The organism is Nostoc sp. MG11 (genome assembly GCF_014904695.1).
In the GTDB taxonomy this organism is placed as follows: domain Bacteria; phylum Cyanobacteriota; class Cyanobacteriia; order Cyanobacteriales; family Nostocaceae; genus Komarekiella.
Genome location: NZ_JACXXN010000066.1, coordinates 1 through 21180 on the forward strand (window position 1 = coordinate 1; position 21180 = coordinate 21180).

Here is a 21180-nt window from a genome sequence, read left to right on the forward strand (position 1 = left end):
TTTATTAACCCAGATTTTTGCCAAGCTTACTTCTTTAGGACGTATTCATCCCGTTTCCACAGGCGTTGAACCCTCTTAAATTGGCTAAGGTATTGGTTCGTATAACTCTTTTGGCTGGACAAACTCTCCAGCTGCATCAAACTGTCGAGGAGTTCGCAGTTCTGCCATCACGATATTCTTAAAGAGATTATTGCGCCATTGCTGATAAGCTGTTTGGAGTGCTGTTTGCTCGTCGCGCTCATAGGAAAGCTGCACTTTCAATATCATCGGCTTGCCTTCCCCTCCGCCTCTAAGGAAAGCATCTACGACTTTTTTTAACTTCTCTGGTGGACGCGAAATTGTAATCAGTCCGTCTGCCCAACTGCCCAACCATTCTGCGGTTTCAACGGTAATGGCAGCGCCAATGATTAAAGGTAGTGTTTCAGGACGTGTATAAAGCTTTGCTTCTTCAACACAGACTAGACCGTGATGAGTCATAGTTTCTCCTGCCCAAAGTGCGCGGATAATATCGACACATTCTTTGAGACGAGCATTGCGATCGCTTTTGCAAGGCCAATGTTCTCCAGTAATATGTTCGTTGAGCGCCTGACCGCTACCAACTGTCAGCCAGAAGCGATTGGGAAACATTTGTGCCAAAGTTGCTGCTGCTTGAGCAATGATAGCAGGGTGATATCGGTGTCCGGGAGCGCAAACAACACGATAGCTAAGTGCAGGTGTTGCCTGCATGGCTGCACCAAGCCAAGACCAAGCAAAACCGCTTTGTCCTTGATCTTCACTCCAAGGGTGGAAATGGTCAGAGGAAAGGGCAAGGGTAAAGCCTGCCTGTTCTGCCATTTGCACGTACTTTAGCAGCTCGCTGGGTTTGAATTGTTCGTGGGAAGCATGATAGCCAATTTTTACCATAAAAGATTCTCCGTAGTTTTTATATACTTCTTGTAGTTGAAGTCAGGCATTTAGCGTATCTGATTCATTCACAACTAGCGATCGCATTCCAATCTTGTTAAGTTAATTTTTACCCCGTAGTCGTGCATTCTTTCGCTGACATAGAGAAAGACAAAGTAGAGAATTTTACTATTAACTAACCACGGTTACTTGATAGTTGCGGTTTTCCCAGTTTTGTGAATTAGTCCAGAAAAATGTAAAGTTAATGGGCGATTGTTGGCTAGGGGAAATAGTAATATCTACGAATTCAATATCAATTGCAGTTGCTGTTGAGTTAGTATTTTGTACCGTCTGCCAGTTATTATTTGACCAGTGCAAGCAAAAGGGAGCTAACGCTTGAATTCGCAGCGTATATCCCGCCTTCAAGGTGCGAATTTGACGGTTGAATTTCCAAATTTCTAGAAACTGAGTTGGTTTAGAATTCTCCAGATAACGGTTTGCTACTTCTGGAATCCAATCAAATACCTTACCATCTCGAACAGAACGTAGTAGCTTCACATACTCTGCGTGCGCCCATGCTAAGGCATTGCTGAACCTGTGGGTTTTCCAAAATACAAATGAGAGTCTGGATGGTCTGGTTCATCCCAAATTTGTTCTGGTAACAATCCCGTGTCTGAAGCAAAGCCTTCCATCGCTTGGATAAAAGGTTGTACATCATGCCCTACAGCTAGCTCATAATGTCCCCTTTCTCCTGTCAATAAAGGCCAGGCTCGTCCTTTGCCGTGATGCAAGAAAGGGCCGCCATCTTCTCGTTGTCCGTAGCCGTCGTGATTGTAACGATGCCAGCAAGAACCAAAGGGAGTGTCTACCTTAAGCACTGCATCCACGACTTTAAGAGAATCGACAATTAAAGGATCGTCAGGCTTGCGAACGCCGTAGCGCACCAATTCCAGAAAACCTGCATCGACAATTTCTTTTGCTGGAAATTGCCACTGACTACCAGGAGGACAGTTGGCAATAGCCAGCATTTCCTGATTCGGGTCTTCATTTGGGTGGGGGTTATGAATATCTACCGGATTAATCCGAATGTAATGCCGTTTAATTTCAGGAACCAAAGTGCCTTCAGTTGTTACCGTCCAGGCTTCTAAGTGACTTTCCAGGAAATCGGCGTACTCTTCAATGAACTCAGCAGTACTCTGATCTCCTCGTTCGCGGGCAAAGGTTGCCGCACAGATAAGAGCTGCAATAGTTGAGGCAAGGGTTGAAGGCGAATAACCGCTAGCTTCTTCCCACCGTTCTTGCTGGGTAGCGGGGCCGTAATTGATTAAGTACTTAGTTGCCTGCATCACCATCGGGTAGGGGTCAAATTGACGTAAGGCGTTGTGCCGATAAAGTTGCCACGCTAGCAGAATTGGGGAGGCTACTTCGTCAAGCTGAATTCCTATCCAGTAGGGTTCGCCATTTATCCAAAAGTTCTGAGCAAAACCACCATCTTGCTGCTGGCTGGCAGCTAGGTAAATTAATGCTTCTAAGGCAGTTGCCTTGTGTCCGGCTGCAAGCAATGCTGTAACGCTATTTACCATGTCGCGGGGCCAAACTAAATGGTAGCCTCCTTGTTGTTCATCGCCGTGGGCATCACCCCAAGGAATTGACAGCGAAGCAATCATTGCACCGGGATAGATTTTGTCTTCGTGTGCTAGTAGAACGCTAAAGCTACTGTGATAAAGATTACCTCCATCACCTGAAACTTGTTCTAGTGGTAGGCGGTCTTCACAGGCACTGTTCCACTGGTTGATGTAGCGGGCTTTCTGTTCTTCAAAAGGAATATCCAAGGATAGCAAAAGGGTTGTCACCGCATCGTGGAGGTGGCTAGCGAATGCCAGCCCTAACGTGAATTCCTGACTTGAATCGATTTCGGCTGTCAGGGCAATATTCCCTCTTTGAGCTTCCTGAAACTCCCAGTCCATCTGGAAATTATCTGCTAAGTCTGTCCAACCGTCGCTTTCACCAACATAGCCACAAGAGGTACGCATGAAGGGAACGGTTGCTGCCATTGCCAACCAGTTATTATCTTGTTGAGCCGTTAAAATTTTTACTCCTGCTACTTCTACTACTCTAGCGCTATCATTCCAGCCGCCAATACCCAACTGCGGCACACACAGCACGTAGAGCCGGAGTTTTGCTAATACCTGTGGATTACCCGTAAGATGCGTGTGTTGCAGAATGCATGAATCTCGGGGGTTAGTAATGATTTCCTTGATAATAGTGTAGCGTTCTTCCGGATGGGAGTTGGTAATGCGGTATCCGAGAACGTGGGGGGCGATACGTTCAGTTTTGGTATGGAGATGACGCTGTTCTTCATGGAAAAAGCTAGAGCCATCAGTAATCAAATATTGCAGATTCCGGATTTGGGGACGGTCAATGGTAGGGTAGTAAACTTCATTGAGAATGCCATTGGAAAGGGTGAACCAAACGCGACTGGAGATGGCGTAAGCAGTTCCTACCCCATCTTTATTACCTTGAGTCCAACGAGGTTCTTGTCCTGGTTGTCCAAAAGCTGCGGGTTGAGTTTGCTGTTGTGTCATTTTTTATGCCCTTCTCTTCAGTTAGAACCTGCACCTATGACTCCAATTAGTTGCAACAGATAAATAACTGCGAATACGGCGAAAAATATTCCCGCGATCGCAGTCCCAGCGAAAATTATCTTTGATGGTCGTAGTTCCTTTGGTAGCATTCGCTGGTTGAGGAAGAGAGTAAGCCCAGTAACAATGGGAATATGAGCCGCTTCAATTGCGCCTGCGGTTTGTAGCAGGCCGACAGGTTGACCGAAGAACAGATAAATAGTGATCGGTAAAACTGTCAGTAGCAGTACAATATAGAAACGTTGCAAAAACTTTTCATTCGTCCAGCGTCCCCGCACACCAAATCCTTGCAGAATAATTTGCGTACCATCAGCAAACATCCGTCCAAAACCATCTTCTACTGAAAGTACGATACTACAAAAGGTAATAAAAACAATCGCCACCATAAACCAAAAGCCAAACGGCCCCCAAAGGTCGCCTAGCAAGCTTCCTAGAGTTTCTGCTACCTGATTTTCTTGTGGTACAAGTCCCTGCGGACGCAGCAACTCGCTACCAAGAATCAAGAAAGATAATGCCGCCAACAGCGCACCAACCACAGCTAAGGTATAGGATATGGTCATCAAATTTAACCAACCGCGCAGTTTCTTTTTTTCCTGTTGGTTGAGTTGCTTGGGGTCTATCCTCTCTTGTCCCTTAACACTAGCAGCACCGTATCCTCTAGCTTCTACCCAGTAGGAATACCACATTAACCCAGCTGCTCCTGCTAGCATAAAACCCAGCCAAGGTAGTATTTCTTGATACCGCACATTTTGGGGAATTTGCGGTACTAACCCAGCTGCCAGTTGGCGAAAGCTAGGAAAAACAAGTTTAAGTTTTCCCAACCGTGTGGTGACTCTGGTATCTTTACCATATTTTGTGACTGCTGTTTGTTACTATTATTGGTTTTGAGTTGGCTGTTACTGTTGGTTTTGGAGTACAACTAGAGAGAAATAAAGCTAGAAGCATGAGAAATACTAACCCTTGATGTTGGCTTTTGATCTGCATGAATTTGTACCTCCTAAATTTCAAATTATTCTGGAATTATTTCAGCCTATTTTAATTTTTGTATTTTTTAATAAATTTACTGATAACTAACTCAAAGGTTGAATTTTCGCCTCATATGCAGCGTTATTTAAACCGCCACCTCCATAACCTTTTTGAGAATTAATTTCATCTTTTAAAGCAGTAATTCGCTCGTTTGTTGCGGGATGGGTACTCAAAAATGTTGGTAGCGATCGCTGTTGGAGTAACTTTTGCATAAAAGCAACCATCGCAGATTGAGCATAACCAGCACGTCCTAAAGTTCTCAGTCCTCTTCGATCGGCTTCAAATTCATCCTCTCGACTATTAGGACGGCGTAATGCCAAATCCACACCAATCTGAACTGCGGTATTGCGTTCTAATCCGGCCGCAGTGGCAACACCACGAGCGATCGCTGTTTCTCGCATTTGTTCTATTGAATGTCGGCTAGCAATATGACCAATTTCGTGAGCGATAACACTAGCTAATTGAGCTTCATTATCTGCGGCTTTTAACAAGCCAGTGGTGACATAGACATAGCCTCCCATTGTAGCAAAGGCGTTTACACTCTCATTTTTAACTACCTGAAATGTATAAGGAATATCAGAACGAGTGCTATTTGCTGCCAACTTTTGACCAATCTGATTGACATAGCGATTCACATTTTGATTGAGATAAAGCTGAATCTTACTGTTAACTAACTGCTGATTAATTTCCTTGCCTAACTGAACTTCTTCTTGATCGGAAATATTGGATAACTGAAATATTTGGACTCCTTGAATCAAAATATCAAACCATGAAATTGCCTGCGTCTTTTGAGGCGAACCGATACAAATGCCAAGCGCTACCAAAACTGACAGCAACAAATACAACCAGCGACGAGAGAAACGAGAGAAAATGAAAAAGAAAGAATTTAACATCAGCTTATTCAAGTTAACTACGGTGTTCAGAATTGGCGAACACTCCCTCTGCCAGCGAATCTGCTCAAATCGCTCTACATTTAAACGTCGTCCCTGATGAACAACTTCATTGCCGTCTATCCAAACTTGCTGCCGCTCAAATCCGTGGAGGTGCAATTGAACACCCGCATAAGGAAAAGCATAATCTCTCTGTTGTTTTCAAGTTAGTTCTAAGTAGGCTAAAACACATCTAATTTACATATCTAGATTTAATCAAACTCTTGTGTTGTGCGGTGGGCATCTTGCCCGCCCGAATTATGCAATTTTTATGTGGAACAGCTTAGCCTTGATTCTGCTATTGCGGAATTGCTGAAGGGTAAACTTCATTTGCAACCAATACAGGTTTATTTCTGTACTCTGCTTCTAGCTGCTTCTGTAAAGTCAAATCCCATGTCAGGTCATATTCTCGTTCTATTTCAGCGACAACAAACGGACGTAACACACCTGTTACAGCCACCGTCTCTCCTTCATTGACAGTTGCTTTGGGAGTCTTGGGGCGTATAACTAACAAGTCTTGTCCGCCAAATAACTTATCTTCATCAAGGGTGAGTAAGTTTGCATTTCTAATATTTTCCACTTCACCCGTTACCGCTATGACTTTACCGTAATAGAGTTGGGGGTTTGTGGTAATTTCACCTGGTTTAGGAGCAAGTGCAAGTGATTGAGCGATAATTGCAGGTTGATTTTCGTACTCTTTGTACAAGTTTGGACCTAAACCCAACTTGTAATCTCGATTAATGTCTGCGATCACAAACTTACGAACTTGACCTGTTGCTTGAATTGGTGTATTTGGGTCAGTAGGTAAATTAAAAACTTTACCTGAGGCATTTACAACTAAAATCGGTTCAGCGCCAAAAAACTGTTTATCGCTAATTGTAAAAGTTGATGGGCCGATTTTTCTGATGGGTGTACTTCTAACTGTTACAGTTTTACCGATTAGTTGGTTTGTATTGTCTACGACTTCCTCTGTAGTAACATTAGTTTCTGGTACTGCGGCTTCCCGCTCTAAGTTATTAGTACAAGCCGGAAGCAGTATTGCAAAAAGTGCTAGAGCAATAGCTTTTTTAGAACTTTGCTTAGTTTTAAGAAAGTTAATCATTTCCAACTCTCCATTCAGATTGATTTGTGTCAAGTTCAGTTGATGACTTATTACTCAAAACTCCCAAAGTTTTTGCGTTAGTCTTAGTGATGAGTTTTCAACCGAACTTGATAATGGACGACAACAAAAGTCTGAATTTGTTATCATAAGCGTTTTAACGCTCTCAAAATTAATGCAGTTAACCACATTAATTTAAAAAGACTTGACCATCCTTTTGAATTCTCAATACACCTTGATTATTATCGAAGTTGGTTGTTTCATCTAACGAGACTGCGAGTATCCCTTCAGAAGTAGACATGGGCATAACTTTTATTAATCCACCATCTTGACGAACCAAGGTAATACTGACAGGCGTTGGTAAGTCTCGTAAAATAAACTCTTGTCCACCTGCGAGAAATCGAGGCTGTGTATGACCAATTGCTTGATAAGAAATACCAGCGTTAGTGTTATTTTTTAATTTCACATCGACTGTGCCTGCTGTTGGTGTGATAGTTGCAATGGGGTCTTGTCGGGTTTCTGGAGCTGGTATTGTTTGGCGATTAACAGGTATATCCCCTGGCTGTACCACAACTCCCCCCTGTTCTTTTAATCGGAGAGTTGCAGCATTAGGTGGGCATCCCTCTGGAACCAAAACTCGATTATTATGTGGTTCTTCGTAGAAAATGTGAGGACAGGGATTAAGTACAGAAAGGGCTGCTGATGCAGCGAGGGGTATAGCTGGCAGACCGATTAATAAACTGCCAAAAATACTTGCTAATAACCCAGTCTTTTTTTTGCTTGTTTGATTTTTTTGACTCATAAATTTTTCCATTTTTTAATCAAAAATATGCATACATCTGAGTTAAGTTTGATATCTGAAATAATTCATTTTTGAGACTAATAGCTGATTTAAAAGTTAATTAAAGTCTTGAATTTGTAGATGACAACAACGAATTGTATCTGATATAAGTGCAGTCACCTCAGCGCTTGTATAAATTTCCAAATTAGCATCTGGTAGCGCTTTAAATAAGAGACGTTGACCTGGAAAAACAACCCGCTCCAAGTACCAATTTGGAATATTGGTTATCCGAACAATCTGAACTCGATTAGTAGCATTAACATAACCACAGGGAATTTTATCGGAATAATCACAAGGTAGAAAAGGTAGTTGAGGCATAGTTTTTGCCAATCGCTACTTCTGTTGTCTTAATATCTTTTTATTTGCAAATAGCCGTCCTTCGTACAGTTTGAGCCTTGGATGGTCTGTGTCACTTAGTTCATACAAATCTGGATAGTGATGGTAATTATAGGTAGCGCCAGCCTCGTTAGCTTCCTCTTCAGAAACATTAGGCATAGTATCTCCCATTGGCTCATTTAAAATAGCAACTTGATTGATTGTCATTGGCCCAATTGGTATGAAAGGTACTACCGGGTTGACGAAAGAACTACTAGCAGGAGTGATACTGTAAACATTTCTTACCTGTTCTTCATAGTTACGATCAATTTTCAGGTCATGATTAAATCTAGGCAAATTTTCTGCCTGCTCTTGAGTAATACTCGTGGTGTAAGCTCGTTCTTCTGAGAAATTAATCTGAGAAAGTCCAATTGGTAGCAGCACTTGTTTGCTGAAAATCCAGAAGCCCAAGTCAATAATCAAATATCGGAACTTCCCTTCATTTTCATCAAGTAAAATGTCGTTAATAGTGCCATTTTTTTCACCATTAATAATTGAATAAATACTAAAACTAATAATGTTATCTTCGCCAAATATTTCACGGTAATTTGGAAGAGTATCTGTGAGTTTTAACAGAGCCATATCATTCTCCAAAAATATTTAGTGCTAATGTCAAAAAAAAGGATATAGCAATCCGATTTGATTCCTGAAATCACTTATGTAGGCAAGTCATAAAGAATAGATGTGTATGGAGTTTTTCCAAAAATCAAATAAGATTCCTATAGTTGGCTTAATACTTACCAAAGACGCTATACCCCAAGTCACGGATAAGCAAGCTCAATTAATCAATTCCTGGCTGACGGCTGATTACATTCATCTGAGAATGACCAACATTCCTTGGTGCATCGTAAACACGCCACTGGCGAATACCTCGATTGTTAAGAATAGCTTCGGCACGACGAATTTCGCTTTCTGTGGCTTCAACTATTACGAGATAATCTCCTTGCGACACTCGGTCGTTATAAAATCTGGCTTCGTCTTCAGGAATTCCCCAACCAATTAAACCACCAAAAAGACCACCTGTTGCTGCGCCAATACCACCTCCTAGAAGGGTATTTGCTAATACAGTTCCCAATGCTAGACCGGGGCCAACTCCGGGAATTGCCAGCACTGCTAGTCCTTCAAATAAACCAACTAAACCTCCTGCTGCACCACCTGCGATCGCACCAGTTTTAGCGCCTTCACTAGCTAAGTTTCCATCTGGGTTAGTCATATCTGCACCTCTGAGCTTGCCATCTGCATCTTTGGCTATTACAGAAACTTGATCAAAAGAAAAGCCAGCGTCTATCAGTTCCCTGAGTGCCTGTTCTGCTTCTTGATGATTAGGAAATACACCAATAGCATGTTTGAGTCCAGTTAATGTCATATTGCCTCTTATTAGTCGATGTCTAAATGATTGAGCAAAAATTCAGAAGTTTGGTTTGTTGGGGTTGAAAATGACTCTTCAAACAAGTTTTTTTCAATCTGACTTGAATGTGAAGTTTCAGAAAAAGTTGAGCCGTTCAACTGTTTAAAGGAGTCATGAATAACTTGCTATAGTTTGAATCTAAATCCTAATAGTGGAAAACTAGTGGAAGACTTGAAAATATTTTTCAAAGTACTACTTGAGATTTAGGGTTGCACAACTCAAGGATGATTAAAATAATTAAGTACCTCCCATCAGAGGATAGTAGTCTCTATGAATCACCAAATTGGAAAAGAGCGATCGTGCAGCTACTATTGCTCTACCCACTCCAACAACCCCAGAGAAGTAACTCCACCAAAAAAGTGAGCGCCAATCATATTAACGTTTGCCAGTATTACAAAAATATCTAGCGAACGAATGACATTTTCCGGGTTGTAAACTGCCACTCCTTGGGGTTGGGCTAGAGATTTCGCCAGTACTACTGCAACTGTCGTTTCAGATCCGACAAAAGAAATTAATAACCCTATCAAACTGACTATTAATCCAATCCGTAAAACTTGAATTACGTCCTCCTTCCTGGGATGGTTTTCTGGATTTGGTGCTTGCAAACGTCTAGCTAAACGCCTATAACGGAAAGCCCAGTAGACCCGAAAGCACAGCAATAATATGGCAACAATAGCTAAAAATATACCGAAACCAATGCCTGGATTATTCGTTTGAGCAGTAAGGTTACGGCTAAAGGACGCAAACAACAAAGCGATGCCAGAAATACCACCTAGTACTAACTGTACCCAGAAGCTCACCCGACCTGCTATGCGAAAAGTAGCGGCAAATTCTTGTTTGGTCGGTGGTTGTGAGAAAAAATCTAATTTCTTCAACATAATACACACTCTTAGTTATTATTTATTGGTTTAAGGCTGCTGCTACTTGAGCAGCTAATTTTTTAGGATTAAAGGGTTTACTAATTACACCTTTGACATCTAATCGAGCAAACAAATGCTGGTCTTTACCGCGCCCCCTAGCTGTCAGCAAAATTACAGGAATGTGCTTAGTTTTTGTATTTACTTGTAGCAATTGAAATGTACTTGTTCCGTCTAGATCGGGCATCATTACATCTAGAAGGATGGCATCCGGTTGAGCAGTCTGAGCTAACAGCAACCCCTCATTACCACTCTTAGCGGTCAATACCTGCCAGCCTCCCATAATTTCTAGGCAGGTCTGAATCAATTTACGGATGTCATCTTCATCATCAATAACTAAAATTTGCTTGGCTGTCATCGTTATTGTCTTGTTGGTATTTCTATCTACCAATACAATGCGTTCTTAGTTGTTTAGGACTACCATGTTTTTTAGATTTATCTTTAAAGTTAAGGCTTGAAAGTGGAAAACTCGTGTAGAAGTGGAGGATTCCAAAAAGATACCTCTGAAAAATTTGCTTCTCTACCGCCAGACTTATCACAAAAGCGTTTTCATGCTGATACCAACACTACAATATGCTAAATTTTAGGCGATCGCAGCTAAAACGCTATGGCGTTGCTATCTTAACGGTTTTCCTAGCACTGCTACTGACAAACTTGCTATGGCTGCTGCATAAACTGAGTGTTTACCCGCTATTTTTTGCCGCTGTCATGATTAGTTCTTGGTATGGCGGCTTGAAACCGGGAATGCTAGCAACTGTTCTATCTGCTTTAGTCTGCGCCTACTTTTTTTTACCTCCAATTTATTCGCTAGCTGTTACTGGGTTCAATGCAGTGGGGCTGGTTCAGTTTGTCTTAGTGTCAATGTTAATCAGCATACTAAACCAGATGTTGCGTTCTGCCCAACAGCAAGCCGAAATCAATGCACGCCAAGCGCAGCACAACTACGAACGCCTACGTCAAAGCGAAGAACGTTACCGTTTGTTTGTGGAAGGAGTGAGGGAATACGCAATTTTTATGCTGGATGCAAACGGTTTGATTATCAGTTGGAATATTGGAGCAGAACGCATTTTAGGCTATCAGGAATCAGAAATTATTGGTCGGCATTTTTCGTGTATTTTTATACCCCAAGAAATTGAGCAGGGCATACCCTCAGCAGCATTGAGGACAGTTGTAGCCAAAGGTGTATCTAGAGACAATCGCTGGCATCTCCGTAAAGATGGTACGCGATTTTGGGCAAATGGTGTTATCATCCCCCTACGGTACGGAAATATGCACGGCTTCGCCAAAATCCTGCAAGACCTAACCGAGCGTAAACAATCTGAAGAAGAACGCGAGCAACTACTACTGCGCGAACAAGCCGCACGCGCGGAAGCAGAAGCAGCAAACCGCTCAAAAGATGATTTCTTAGCAATAGTTTCTCATGAATTACGCACCCCCATGACCGCAATTCTGGGATGGGCTGGAATGTTGCAAACAGGTGAGCTAGATGAAGCGAGGGTGAGAGATGCGATTGAGACAATTGAGCGCAATGCCAATTTGCAGATGCAACTAATTGAAGACCTGCTTGATATTTCGCGCATTGTTCAGGGAAATCTCTCACTGAATTTTGCCTCAGTTGACCTAATGGAAGTAATTGCAGCGGCGATAGAAGTTCTACAGCCATCGGCAGATGACAAAACTATTCAAATTGAGCCGATGTTTGATACTTCGGTAGAACCGATTTGGGGCGACTCAGACCGCTTGCAACAAGTAGTATTAAATCTGCTATCTAATGCAATTAAGTTTACACCTGATGGTGGACGAGTTGAGGTAAGGCTGTCAACCATTGCTAAATCAAATCCCTACTCAGTACTCATAGAGGTGAGCGACACAGGTAAGGGTATCAGTCCAGATTTTCTGCCTTATGTTTTTGAGCGCTTTCGTCAGGCAGACAGCACGAGTACCCGATCAAATAAAGGATTAGGTTTAGGGCTGGCGATCGCCCGTCATTTGGTAGAATTACACGGTGGCACTATCGATGTAGAGAGCCAGGGAATAGGGCAAGGGGCAACATTCACACTCAAGCTGCCAATTAGAGCTGTTCCCTCGCGCCTAAACACTCAAACAAACGATGCAGACCAGATACAGTCACCAACAGTTGGGGAAAATGCAAAACGATTAGATAATCCTCCGAAGCTTGACGGCTTACGCGTGCTAGTGGTAGATGACGAGGCAGACACGCGAAAGTGGATTAGCACAGTTTTGGAAGAGTGCGGAGCAGAAGTCATTGCCGTTGGTTCGGGAGGCGAGGCACTTGAGACGCTCGAACAATTTAGACCAGATGTGTTAGTGAGCGATATCGGGATGCCAGATGAAGACGGCTACACACTTATCCGTAAAATTAGGGAAATAGAGCCAGAAATGGGCGAACACATCCCTGCTGTAGCACTGACGGGATATGCCAGGATAGAAGATTACAGAAAGGCTTTGGCAGCAGGTTTTCAGCTACACGTTGCTAAACCAGTCAGACCAGCCGAGTTAATTGCAGTTGTTGCCAGCCTTGGTAATAAATCTTTAGATAGGTAAACAATTATATTACACAGTTGCAGTATATCTAATTCTAATAAAAATATAGACAAATATTAAGAATGGCTACTTAATTTAGTTTTGACTGTTAGTGTTCCCTCTTGGGGAAACTTGACCGTGAAACTTGTTCCGCTTCCTACTTCACTATCTACATAAATTTCTCCATGATGTATTTCTAGACACTTTTTCACCACTGCCAGCCCTAGTCCACTACCAACAATCTTGCCGACATTATTAGCACGATGAAAAGGCTCAAATAAATGCTGCCAAAATTCTGAAGGAATTCCTATACCATTATCTTTAACTTGGAAAAATATTGCGTTTGACTTACAACTAAGAGTCAAAAAAATACTTTCTTCTAGAGCTGAATATTTCATTGCATTTGAGAGTAAATTACTCAAAATTGAATACAAAAATTTTTCGTCTAACTTAGCATGAGTACAGTTACCTTTACTAATAAACTTAATAGTATGCTGTTGTTGATTACAAGATTGAATATCTTCTATCAAATTAATGCAAAATGCTTCCAAATCCATTAGTTTCGGTTGAAATTCTAATTTACCAGCTTCTGCCCTAGTCAAGGTTAAAATATCAGTTAGTAAATGGTTCATTGACCTAGCTGATGATTGAATTCGATGCAGATTTTTGAGTTTTTTCTCTTCTGTCCACTGCTGATTACTTTGAGCCAATAGTTGAGCCGACCCTAAAATAATACTCAATGGTGTACGAAATTCATGGGATACCATTGAAAAAAAGCGCAACTTCAATTCACTCAGTTCTTTTTCTTGAGCTAGAGTTTGTTGAATAGTTTCTGCTTGTTGGCGCTTAATTAATTGTTGATAAAGCAGGGCATAAACGCCTAATAAAATGGCAAAACTTATAAAAGTACCAAGGAATTCAATTAACATCCGATTGCGGATATTCTCCTGAGAATGTCTGACAGAGATTTGTAGTAACTGTTCTTCCCTTGTTTGCATTCGGGTAAGTATTTCGCGGATTTGACTGCGATTTTGATTGCTTTGAGTAACTAGAGGTGCTTGAATAGCAAAGCTTGACTTACCTACTTCTTTGAGGTTTATCGACTGTTTAGATAGTTCAATTCTTTGAGCAATGAGAAATTTTAGCTTCATGAGTTGCTGCTGTTGATAGGAATCATCAGCGAGTTGTTGCTGTAACTTTTTGACTTTGATATCCAGGCTTTGCATTGCCTGATAGTAACGTTGGAGTTCTAATTGCTCTCCGTACAAAATATAGCCTCTGCGTCCGGCTTCTGCATCAGTTAGTGTAGCGAATATATCGGTAATGTTTTTCATTACCTCATTTGTGTTCTTCACTTTATTGCTACTTGTAATTAACTGAGTAGCGTTTTGGTAAGAAATAAGACTAACTATACTCATTAATAATAAGCACAAGCCAAAGCCAGAGGCAATCCATTTTCCTTCTAGCGACCATTTCATAGAAAAAATAAATCAATTAATGGTTTAAAATCGATATTTTATCTAAAACCTGACATTCTAGTAAAGACTTTTCCAATCAAAGCTGAGTTCACGATTACTTTTATTACTAACCGATTTCTACCTGATTTTTAACCGAAATTTTAACTTGTAAGTTTTAAAATACATCAAGAGACTAAAATTACATATTTTTATTTTCTATTTAATCATAGTTTAAATGGCATTACCAAATCGAGTGTAAATTATTATAAAAAATTATTTGTTCTTGCAATTAGCAAATCACTTTGTTTTTTAAATAGTTCATATTCTAGTTTTAAAAATCAATTGCAGTTATCTTTACAATTTGAGGAATTACAGTTGTCGTGTCTTCATTTAAAACTTTTGCAGAAAAACAATCGCAAATTCAGACTTTACCTAGTTTTGAGTTTTTGAAAGGAGTTGGTCAAGTAACTGGTGGCATACTTCTATCAACAACCATGATATCAAGTTCTGTTCTGGCTGGGGAACTAGTTGGTTTAGCCATTAGTTTCCGTAATCTACCAGATGTTAGACAACTACGAAACTTTGTACCCTCAGAAACAACTTATATCTATGACATTAAAGGCAAACTTTTAGCACGTATACATGGAGAAGCTAATCGACGAGTAGTGCCTTTAGCTCAAATTTCTCCTAATTTGAAACGAGCCGTATTAGCCAGCGAAGACAGCCGCTTCTACGAGCATCACGGTATTAATCTTAGTGGTATTGGACGTGGTGCGTTAGCTAACTGGGAAGCTGGGGAAGTGCGAGAGGGTGGTTCTACAATCACCATGCAGTTGGTGAAAAATATTTTCTTATCTCAAAAACGTGCTTTTACTCGAAAAATAGCAGAAGCAGTATTAGCAATTCGGTTAGAGCAAGTTCTTAGTAAAGACGAAATATTAGAAATGTACCTCAATCAAGTTTACTGGGGTCACAATAACTATGGTGTTCAAACAGCAGCACGCACTTACTTTAACAAATCAGCAGAAAATTTGACTTTGGGCGAATCAGCAATGATGGCAGGTTTAATTCAAGCTCCAGAAGATTTTAGCCCATTTGTGAGCATGAAGCTGGCAAAACAAAAACAAAAAGAAGTACTAGGGCGGTTGTTGGAATTAAATTGGATTAGTCAGCAAGAGTATAATGATGCCCTCAAACAAAAAATTAAACTTGGTGAAATTAAGTCATTTCAAGGTAGTGCTTTGCCTTATGTTACTAATGCCGTAGCACAAGAACTGATTAAAAAGTTTGGGCGTGAAACCCTGCTCAAAGGCGGAATGCGAGTACAAACTACAGTAGATACCAACTTCCAAATGATGGCAGAAAAAACTGTCAAGAAGTGGCATCGAACTCTTGAACGTCAAGGATTAAACAATAATCAAATGGCTTTAGTAGCAATCGATCCTCGCACGCACTTTGTCAAAGCATTAGTGGGTGGTGTAGATGCAAAAACTAGCGAATTTAACCGCGCAACTCAAGCGCAACGTCAGCCAGGATCTTCTTTTAAGCCGTTTGTTTACTATACTGCCTTTGCTAGTGGTAAATTTACACCACGTACAACGATTCTAGATACTCCAGTTAGTTACCGTGATGGTAATGGTTGGTATTATCCACGAAACTACGACAGTAGCTTTATGGGAGCAATATCAGTTCGCACTGCTCTAGCTTTGTCCCGTAATATTCCTGCAATTAAGCTTGGTAAAGCTGTGGGTATGAATAAAGTAATTGAAACTTGCCGTACCTTGGGAATTATGAGTCCAATGGTTCCCGTAAGTTCTTTGCCCTTGGGTGCAATTGGTGTCACACCGCTAGAAATGGCTAGTGCTTATGCGACTATTGCTAATTACGGCTGGCAATCGCCTCCAACCATTATTGCACGAATCACTGACGGTAGTGACAATGTGTTAGTAGATAATACTCCTAAACCTCAGCTAGTGCTAGACCCTTGGGCATCAGCCGCAACTTTAGACGTGATGCAAACGGTAGTGAACGAGGAACTGGTACAGGTGCAGCTATCGGCCGTCCAGTTGCAGGAAAGACGGGTACAACCTCCTCAGAAAAGGATATTTGGTTTATTGGTACTGTACCGCAGTTAACGACTGCTATCTGGGTAGGGAGGGACGACAACCGACAACTATCTAACCACGCGACTGGTGGAGGTATGGTGGCTCCTATCTGGCGTGATTTTATGCAGAAGGCACTTGAGGGTGTACCAGTAGAAAAGTTCCAGCCTCCTTCTAAGTTTCCTCGTCCTAAATTAAATTGAAAGTATAGAGTAATAAATATTCTAAAAAATGCGGATTTTGGTAGTTGAAGATGATGTTCAGCTAGCAGAGATGCTGATGGAAGCCTTGAGCGATCGCCAATATGTGGTAGATATAGCCCAAGATGGAGAACAAGCGTGGGATTGTATTAAGGGGTTGGAATACGATCTAGTGGTGTTAGATATTACCTTACCCAAGTTGGATGGTGTGAGTTTTTGCCAACGTTTGCGATCGCCTACAGTAGGGCGCAGCTTATCGCGTAACCGTACACTGCCTGTTCTCATGTTAACAGCCCGCGACACCCTTGCCGACAAAGTTACTGGGTTAGATGCTGGGGCAGACGACTATATGGTAAAACCTTTTGAAATGCCAGAGCTAATGGCTCGTGTTCGCGCACTGTTACGCCGCAATAGTGCTGCAACATCTTTCCTAGACCTGAGTTGGGGTAGTCTGCGTTTAAATCCTAGTACTTATGAAGTTACTTATGCTGACCAAGCCTTACAGCTAACGCCCAAAGAATTTGCTCTGCTAGAATTAATGGTTTCTAGCGGTCGGCGAGTGCTAAGTCGAGCCGGAATTATTGAGCGTATTTGGTCACTTGATGACCCGCCTAGTGAAGAAACTGTTAAGTCTCACATCAAGAGTTTACGATATAAACTTAAAGACGCAGGTGCGCCTGATGATTTTATTGAGACAGTTCATGGACTGGGCTATCGCTTAAAGCAGCTTTAGAAAACTAACCGATTTCTGCCTGATATCTTTCTCTTATCTCCACAACTGATTGTTAGACTAATATTACTGAAATTAACCTCATATACACCAAAAGTTCTCCAAATCAATTTAACTTTTGACATGGAGAACTTTTATTTTTAACTATATTGTTCGACTTGAAATCAGTCAAACTCGCTCATAATCTTAGCTTAGATTAAAAGCAAATCAAATTTATTTACTGAGTATTTTGGTTATTGACAGGAGTACGAACAATATACTGATTAGCAGGTGAATTAATCGCAACTGGTTCTATTTTCCCTTGGGAAACTAAAGTTTGATAAACTAAAGCCGAAACCTCTGCTCTAGTGGCAGGTTTACTTGGATTAAGAACTTTGGGATTTGGATAATTCACAATTATATTTTTTTTAGTTGCTGCTGCTACGTCTCCAACTGCATATTGTGGAATCTTATTGGCATCTGCGTAAGTGTTAGTGATAATAAATGATGCAGGACGATTACGAATCGCCGCCTGTTTATCAGTTGTGGAAGAAGTTACAGCATTAACTGGTACAGCTTGGGCTTTTGATATTAATAAAGGCTGCATCAAAGCAGTAAATCCAAACGGCATGAAAATACGTCTTTTTGCAGCTTTTCGCATGTTTTTTTGAGGAACTACTCTCTGCGTAACTGCTGATGCACTAGTAGTTAAATTCAAACCTTTGTTTAAAGCAACTATCGCATCAACCTTAGAAACCGATTGATTGGGACGAAAGTAACCACCAGGATAACCCGACATAAAACCTTGTTGATATGCTTCTTCAATAGGACGAGTAGCCCAATAGTTAGCAGGAATATCTTTATATACAGCACCACTTTCTATCTGACGAATTGCTGGTCGATCAAAAGCTTGACGAATGATAGCCGCAAACTCATCTCGGTCTACTAGCTGTTCTGGGCGAAATGTACCATCCGGATATCCAGTTACAATATTTCTTGCAGCCAAACCTCGAATAAATGGCTGTGCCCAGTAATTAGGTTGAACATCACTAAAGCTAGTTACAGGAGAAGATTGAGCATAAGTATCTAATGCTCCAACTGCAAGTACTGTTAAATTTAAAGTTAGTAAAGATGCACCTGCTGACACTAATTTAGTTAACTGAGTCATGCCCCATGCCTCCTACTTTTTCAATAATTCATTTTTCTAATACTTCAATAGTTATTAGTAAATAGTGGAGATTTAGTGGAGAAATTTCTACCACAGCAAACAATCTTACTAGAGGCTGAGTATACTTATTCCTTTAGGTGTATCTAAGGTATTAATCAAAATAGCAGAGTTTTTAGTGTTTGAGTAACGGCTTATCCTAATATCAAAATCTTCAATATAGGCAAGAAAAATTAAAAGCTTGAGTGAGAGAGGATAAATATAGGCAGGTTTTCCACGTTTTTTCCACTTTTTAGATTTAGAATAAATCTCAAGCGATAAAATCATCAAATTTTCTGTTATACCAATTCCCTCACACTAAGGAATAAATCAAAATAACGTTAATAAGTATGAGATATATTTTTCCAAAAATATTTCTTTGGATAGTAGAGTTATCGCCTGAAAAAACAAGATGGTTAGCAAGAGGTGAAAATGCGTCAACTCCTTATCCAAGTCCTACGGAGAAATGAAACAGCAATTATCAACATTGTCAAATCTTATAACGGTACAAATATTACACAATTTGACGTAAATACAGATGAATCGATATTAAAACAGGACTTTAACGTAACACTTTTAGTTGATGTCAGCGTGGTAGAAACCACTGTTACTAGCCAATAATAATTCTCTCAAATTCAGAATTAATTACAAATTGATGTTATGAGTAGTTCTAAGTTTTTAGAAAAACAAGCCCTAGAAAAAGAACGCAGCGAAGTCTTGCAACAGTTAGAAGATTGGTTAGAAACCCCAATGTTGGTGCTGGGCTTTGGGTGGCTAGCGTTATTCATTGTTGAAATTATCTTGGGATTAAACCCTTTACTGGAAGCTTTAAGCATTACTATCTGGATCATTTTTATATTAGATTTTCTCCTGAAACTAGCGATCGCTCCTCATAAACTTTCTTGTATCAAAAACAACTGGCTAACAGTTATCTCTTTAGGATTGCCAGCGTTGCGTACTTTTCGGATTATCCGATTTGTCAAGATACTACGAACAGCAAGAAGTGTACGAGGACTACAGCTGTTGCGAGTTATGACTCGTACTAACCGAGGGATGCGGGTTTGGCAGCCAGTATTAGCCGTCGAGGGTTCGGTTATGTTGTGGCGTTGACAGTGATAGTGACTTTAATAGGAGCAGCAGGGATGTATGCATTTGAAAACGAAATTGCTGATGTATCTGGACTGCACAACTACGGCACTGCTTTATGGTGGACAGCAATGTTAATAACAACGATGGGTTCTGAGTATTGGCCCAAAACGCCTGAAGGTCGGGTGCTTTGTTTTTTCCTAGCGTTATATGCATTTGCTGTATTTGGCTATGTCACTGCAACTCTGGCGACGTTCTTTATTGGTCGTGATGCTGATGATGACGAAGCAGAGTTAGCCGGAGCAAAATCGATTCAAATGCTTCAGGGTGAAATTGCAGCTTTGCGTTGCTCGATTAGCTCAATTACTACTTGGCTCATTTTCTTACCCCGCATGACACAGGTGGCATGGAACCGCTTCTTCAAGTCATCCGTGATGCTAATGTGCATTTTTTACATTGATGTTATGTAGGTAATTCTCACACAAATCTACAAATGTAAAAAAGGCGATTCCGAAAAAATACTAGTTAAAAAGTGAAAGCACTCTACTAGAGAGTGCTTTGGGGCTTTCCAAGCTGATCTGTTCAAATCACATTTAAGTCTATGTAACTTATCAAAAAAGTAAGAAAAGCTTCGGCTACGCAAGAACAGTTCACAGCATTGGCTTTCAAAAGCATTGATCTGGCGCGGCTTGTGGCAACTAAAGTAAGAAATTCAGTCAAAGCGTTTCTTACTTCGTGGTTTTAGAAAGCATTTTTCCCTCTACTCTTTAGCGGCGATCGCCTGTGCAGTCGTGAAATGATGGTGTTAAGGTATGCTCTTTTTATTTTGAATTGGCGAAAATGCGAATTATCGAAAATGTGCATTATTGTATTGCTAGCAATTTGTATTATTGCCAATTTAAGTGACTCATACAGACTGTACTAACCAGTAGACCATCTGAAGAGAGCTAATCAACTTGAGAATTAGGGATAAAATCAAACTGTCTTTTGTTCAGGTGTAGTTTGTCCAAGCTAATGATCACCACTTTTAAATTTTTATAATTTTGAATTGGCGAAATTTTGTATTCTTGCCAAGTTAACATTTTATAAATTAATAAATACAAATTTTCGTTATTTTGAGGGTAAACTAGCAGCATTTATTGGAGTACATGGAGTGATTATCACCCTAGCTAGTTTCAAGGGTGGCGTAGCAAAAACGACAAGCGCCATCCATATTGCTTACTTTCTATCTCAGCATGGCAGCACTTTGCTAGTTGATGGCGACCCAAACCACAGTGCTACAGGATGGGCAAAGCGAGGAGCATTACCCTTTAAAGTTGTAGATTTACTACAAGCTCCTATGAACAGCCATAATTTTGTTCATGTGGTCATTGACACAGCAGCCCGACCCAGTCAAGAAGATTTAGAAGCACTTGCTGACGGGTGCAATCTATTAATCCTGCCTACTACTCCTGATGCTTTGGCAATGGATGCATTGTTGCAGACTGTAGGCACTCTCAAATCATTGGGCAGCGATCGCTTATCGTGTGTTGCTTACAATTATTCCCCCAGCCCCCCGCTTAACAGAACAGCAAGCACGGGAAGCATTAGAGGCAGAGGGAATACCACTATTTCAACATGGGATTAGACGATTTGCTGTTTATGAAAAAGCGGCATTAGAGGGAGAGCGAAAAATTTTGGGGTAGATGAGCATTAATCATCCCAAAGACCCTGAAATTTAGTAGATGCAAGTTCGGTGTAACGAACTGTGTGCTGAATA

General features: G+C 40.9%; 19 protein-coding genes and 2 pseudogenes. 6 read left to right on the top strand and 15 right to left on the bottom strand.

Annotation, left to right across the window (positions count from 1 at the left end):
- Nucleotides 1-84: 84 nt before the first annotated feature.
- From HCR01_RS33965 to HCR01_RS34015, 12 genes are all read right to left on the bottom strand, one after another.
- The gene (locus tag HCR01_RS33965; protein ID WP_193200343.1) at nucleotides 85-903 is read right to left on the bottom strand and encodes a TIGR03885 family FMN-dependent LLM class oxidoreductase; all 819 of its coding nucleotides are present in this window, start codon (nucleotides 901-903) and stop codon (nucleotides 85-87) included.
- A gap of 171 nt (nucleotides 904-1074) precedes the next feature.
- Nucleotides 1075-1440 (bottom strand): hypothetical protein, encoded by a 366-nt coding sequence (locus tag HCR01_RS39455; protein WP_226889909.1) that lies wholly within the window; start codon nucleotides 1438-1440, stop codon nucleotides 1075-1077.
- Between the two features lie 20 nt (nucleotides 1441-1460).
- The gene (locus tag HCR01_RS33970; protein WP_226889911.1) at nucleotides 1461-3467 is read right to left on the bottom strand and encodes a glycoside hydrolase family 15 protein; all 2007 of its coding nucleotides are present in this window, start codon (nucleotides 3465-3467) and stop codon (nucleotides 1461-1463) included.
- Between the two features lie 17 nt (nucleotides 3468-3484).
- Complete coding sequence (locus tag HCR01_RS33975; RefSeq protein ID WP_226889913.1) at nucleotides 3485-4345, bottom strand: Nramp family divalent metal transporter; 861 nt, start codon at nucleotides 4343-4345, stop codon at nucleotides 3485-3487.
- A gap of 249 nt (nucleotides 4346-4594) precedes the next feature.
- Nucleotides 4595-5443: a M48 family metallopeptidase gene (locus HCR01_RS33980; protein WP_193200357.1), complete on the bottom strand. Its 849-nt coding sequence runs from the start codon at nucleotides 5441-5443 to the stop codon at nucleotides 4595-4597.
- Nucleotides 5444-5777: 334 nt separating this feature from the next.
- Nucleotides 5778-6581, bottom strand: coding sequence for a hypothetical protein (locus HCR01_RS33985; RefSeq protein ID WP_193200344.1), 804 nt, complete (start codon nucleotides 6579-6581; stop codon nucleotides 5778-5780).
- 187 nt (nucleotides 6582-6768) lie between these two features.
- Nucleotides 6769-7380: a hypothetical protein gene (locus tag HCR01_RS33990; RefSeq protein WP_193200345.1), complete on the bottom strand. Its 612-nt coding sequence runs from the start codon at nucleotides 7378-7380 to the stop codon at nucleotides 6769-6771.
- Between the two features lie 96 nt (nucleotides 7381-7476).
- A complete protein-coding gene (locus tag HCR01_RS33995) occupies nucleotides 7477-7737 on the bottom strand; it encodes a DUF1830 domain-containing protein (RefSeq protein WP_193200346.1) in 261 nt (86 codons plus the stop codon).
- A gap of 15 nt (nucleotides 7738-7752) precedes the next feature.
- Complete coding sequence (locus HCR01_RS34000; RefSeq protein ID WP_193200347.1) at nucleotides 7753-8376, bottom strand: PRC-barrel domain-containing protein; 624 nt, start codon at nucleotides 8374-8376, stop codon at nucleotides 7753-7755.
- Nucleotides 8377-8575: 199 nt separating this feature from the next.
- Complete coding sequence (locus tag HCR01_RS34005; RefSeq protein ID WP_193200348.1) at nucleotides 8576-9160, bottom strand: general stress protein; 585 nt, start codon at nucleotides 9158-9160, stop codon at nucleotides 8576-8578.
- Between the two features lie 350 nt (nucleotides 9161-9510).
- Entirely contained in the window at nucleotides 9511-10080 is a 570-nt protein-coding gene (locus HCR01_RS34010) for a DUF3611 family protein (RefSeq protein WP_193200349.1), read from the bottom strand.
- A 22-nt stretch (nucleotides 10081-10102) separates the two neighbouring features.
- Entirely contained in the window at nucleotides 10103-10477 is a 375-nt protein-coding gene (locus HCR01_RS34015; RefSeq protein ID WP_193200350.1) for a response regulator, read from the bottom strand.
- Between the two features lie 215 nt (nucleotides 10478-10692).
- Here HCR01_RS34015 and HCR01_RS34020 point away from each other — a divergent pair, with 215 nt between their 5' ends.
- Nucleotides 10693-12684, top strand: coding sequence for an ATP-binding protein (locus HCR01_RS34020; protein WP_193200351.1), 1992 nt, complete (start codon nucleotides 10693-10695; stop codon nucleotides 12682-12684).
- A 56-nt stretch (nucleotides 12685-12740) separates the two neighbouring features.
- On the opposite strand, the gene HCR01_RS34025 is transcribed toward HCR01_RS34020, so the two are convergent.
- A complete protein-coding gene (locus tag HCR01_RS34025) occupies nucleotides 12741-14141 on the bottom strand; it encodes an ATP-binding protein (RefSeq protein ID WP_193200352.1) in 1401 nt (466 codons plus the stop codon).
- Between the two features lie 359 nt (nucleotides 14142-14500).
- Here HCR01_RS34025 and HCR01_RS34030 point away from each other — a divergent pair.
- Both HCR01_RS34030 and HCR01_RS34035 read left to right on the top strand, forming a co-directional pair.
- Nucleotides 14501-16425, top strand: a pseudogene (locus HCR01_RS34030) (transglycosylase domain-containing protein).
- Between the two features lie 28 nt (nucleotides 16426-16453).
- Nucleotides 16454-17155, top strand: coding sequence for a response regulator transcription factor (locus tag HCR01_RS34035; protein WP_193200353.1), 702 nt, complete (start codon nucleotides 16454-16456; stop codon nucleotides 17153-17155).
- A gap of 214 nt (nucleotides 17156-17369) precedes the next feature.
- Here HCR01_RS34035 and HCR01_RS34040 read toward each other — a convergent pair whose 3' ends face one another.
- Together HCR01_RS34040 and HCR01_RS34045 are read right to left on the bottom strand one after the other, a co-directional pair.
- A complete protein-coding gene (locus HCR01_RS34040; RefSeq protein ID WP_193200354.1) occupies nucleotides 17370-18299 on the bottom strand; it encodes an S-layer homology domain-containing protein in 930 nt (309 codons plus the stop codon).
- Nucleotides 18300-18407: 108 nt separating this feature from the next.
- A complete protein-coding gene (locus tag HCR01_RS34045) occupies nucleotides 18408-18623 on the bottom strand; it encodes a hypothetical protein (RefSeq protein WP_193200355.1) in 216 nt (71 codons plus the stop codon).
- A 144-nt stretch (nucleotides 18624-18767) separates the two neighbouring features.
- Here HCR01_RS34045 and HCR01_RS34050 point away from each other — a divergent pair, with 144 nt between their 5' ends.
- From HCR01_RS34050 to HCR01_RS34060, 3 genes and pseudogenes are all read left to right on the top strand, one after another.
- The gene (locus tag HCR01_RS34050) at nucleotides 18768-18956 is read left to right on the top strand and encodes a hypothetical protein (protein WP_193200356.1); all 189 of its coding nucleotides are present in this window, start codon (nucleotides 18768-18770) and stop codon (nucleotides 18954-18956) included.
- Nucleotides 18957-18995: 39 nt separating this feature from the next.
- Nucleotides 18996-19786 (top strand): annotated as a pseudogene (locus tag HCR01_RS34055) (ion transporter); the annotation flags it as partial.
- Between the two features lie 788 nt (nucleotides 19787-20574).
- Nucleotides 20575-21048 (top strand): ParA family protein, encoded by a 474-nt coding sequence (locus HCR01_RS34060; RefSeq protein WP_320073239.1) that lies wholly within the window; start codon nucleotides 20575-20577, stop codon nucleotides 21046-21048.
- The last annotated feature ends 132 nt before the right edge of the window (nucleotides 21049-21180 follow it).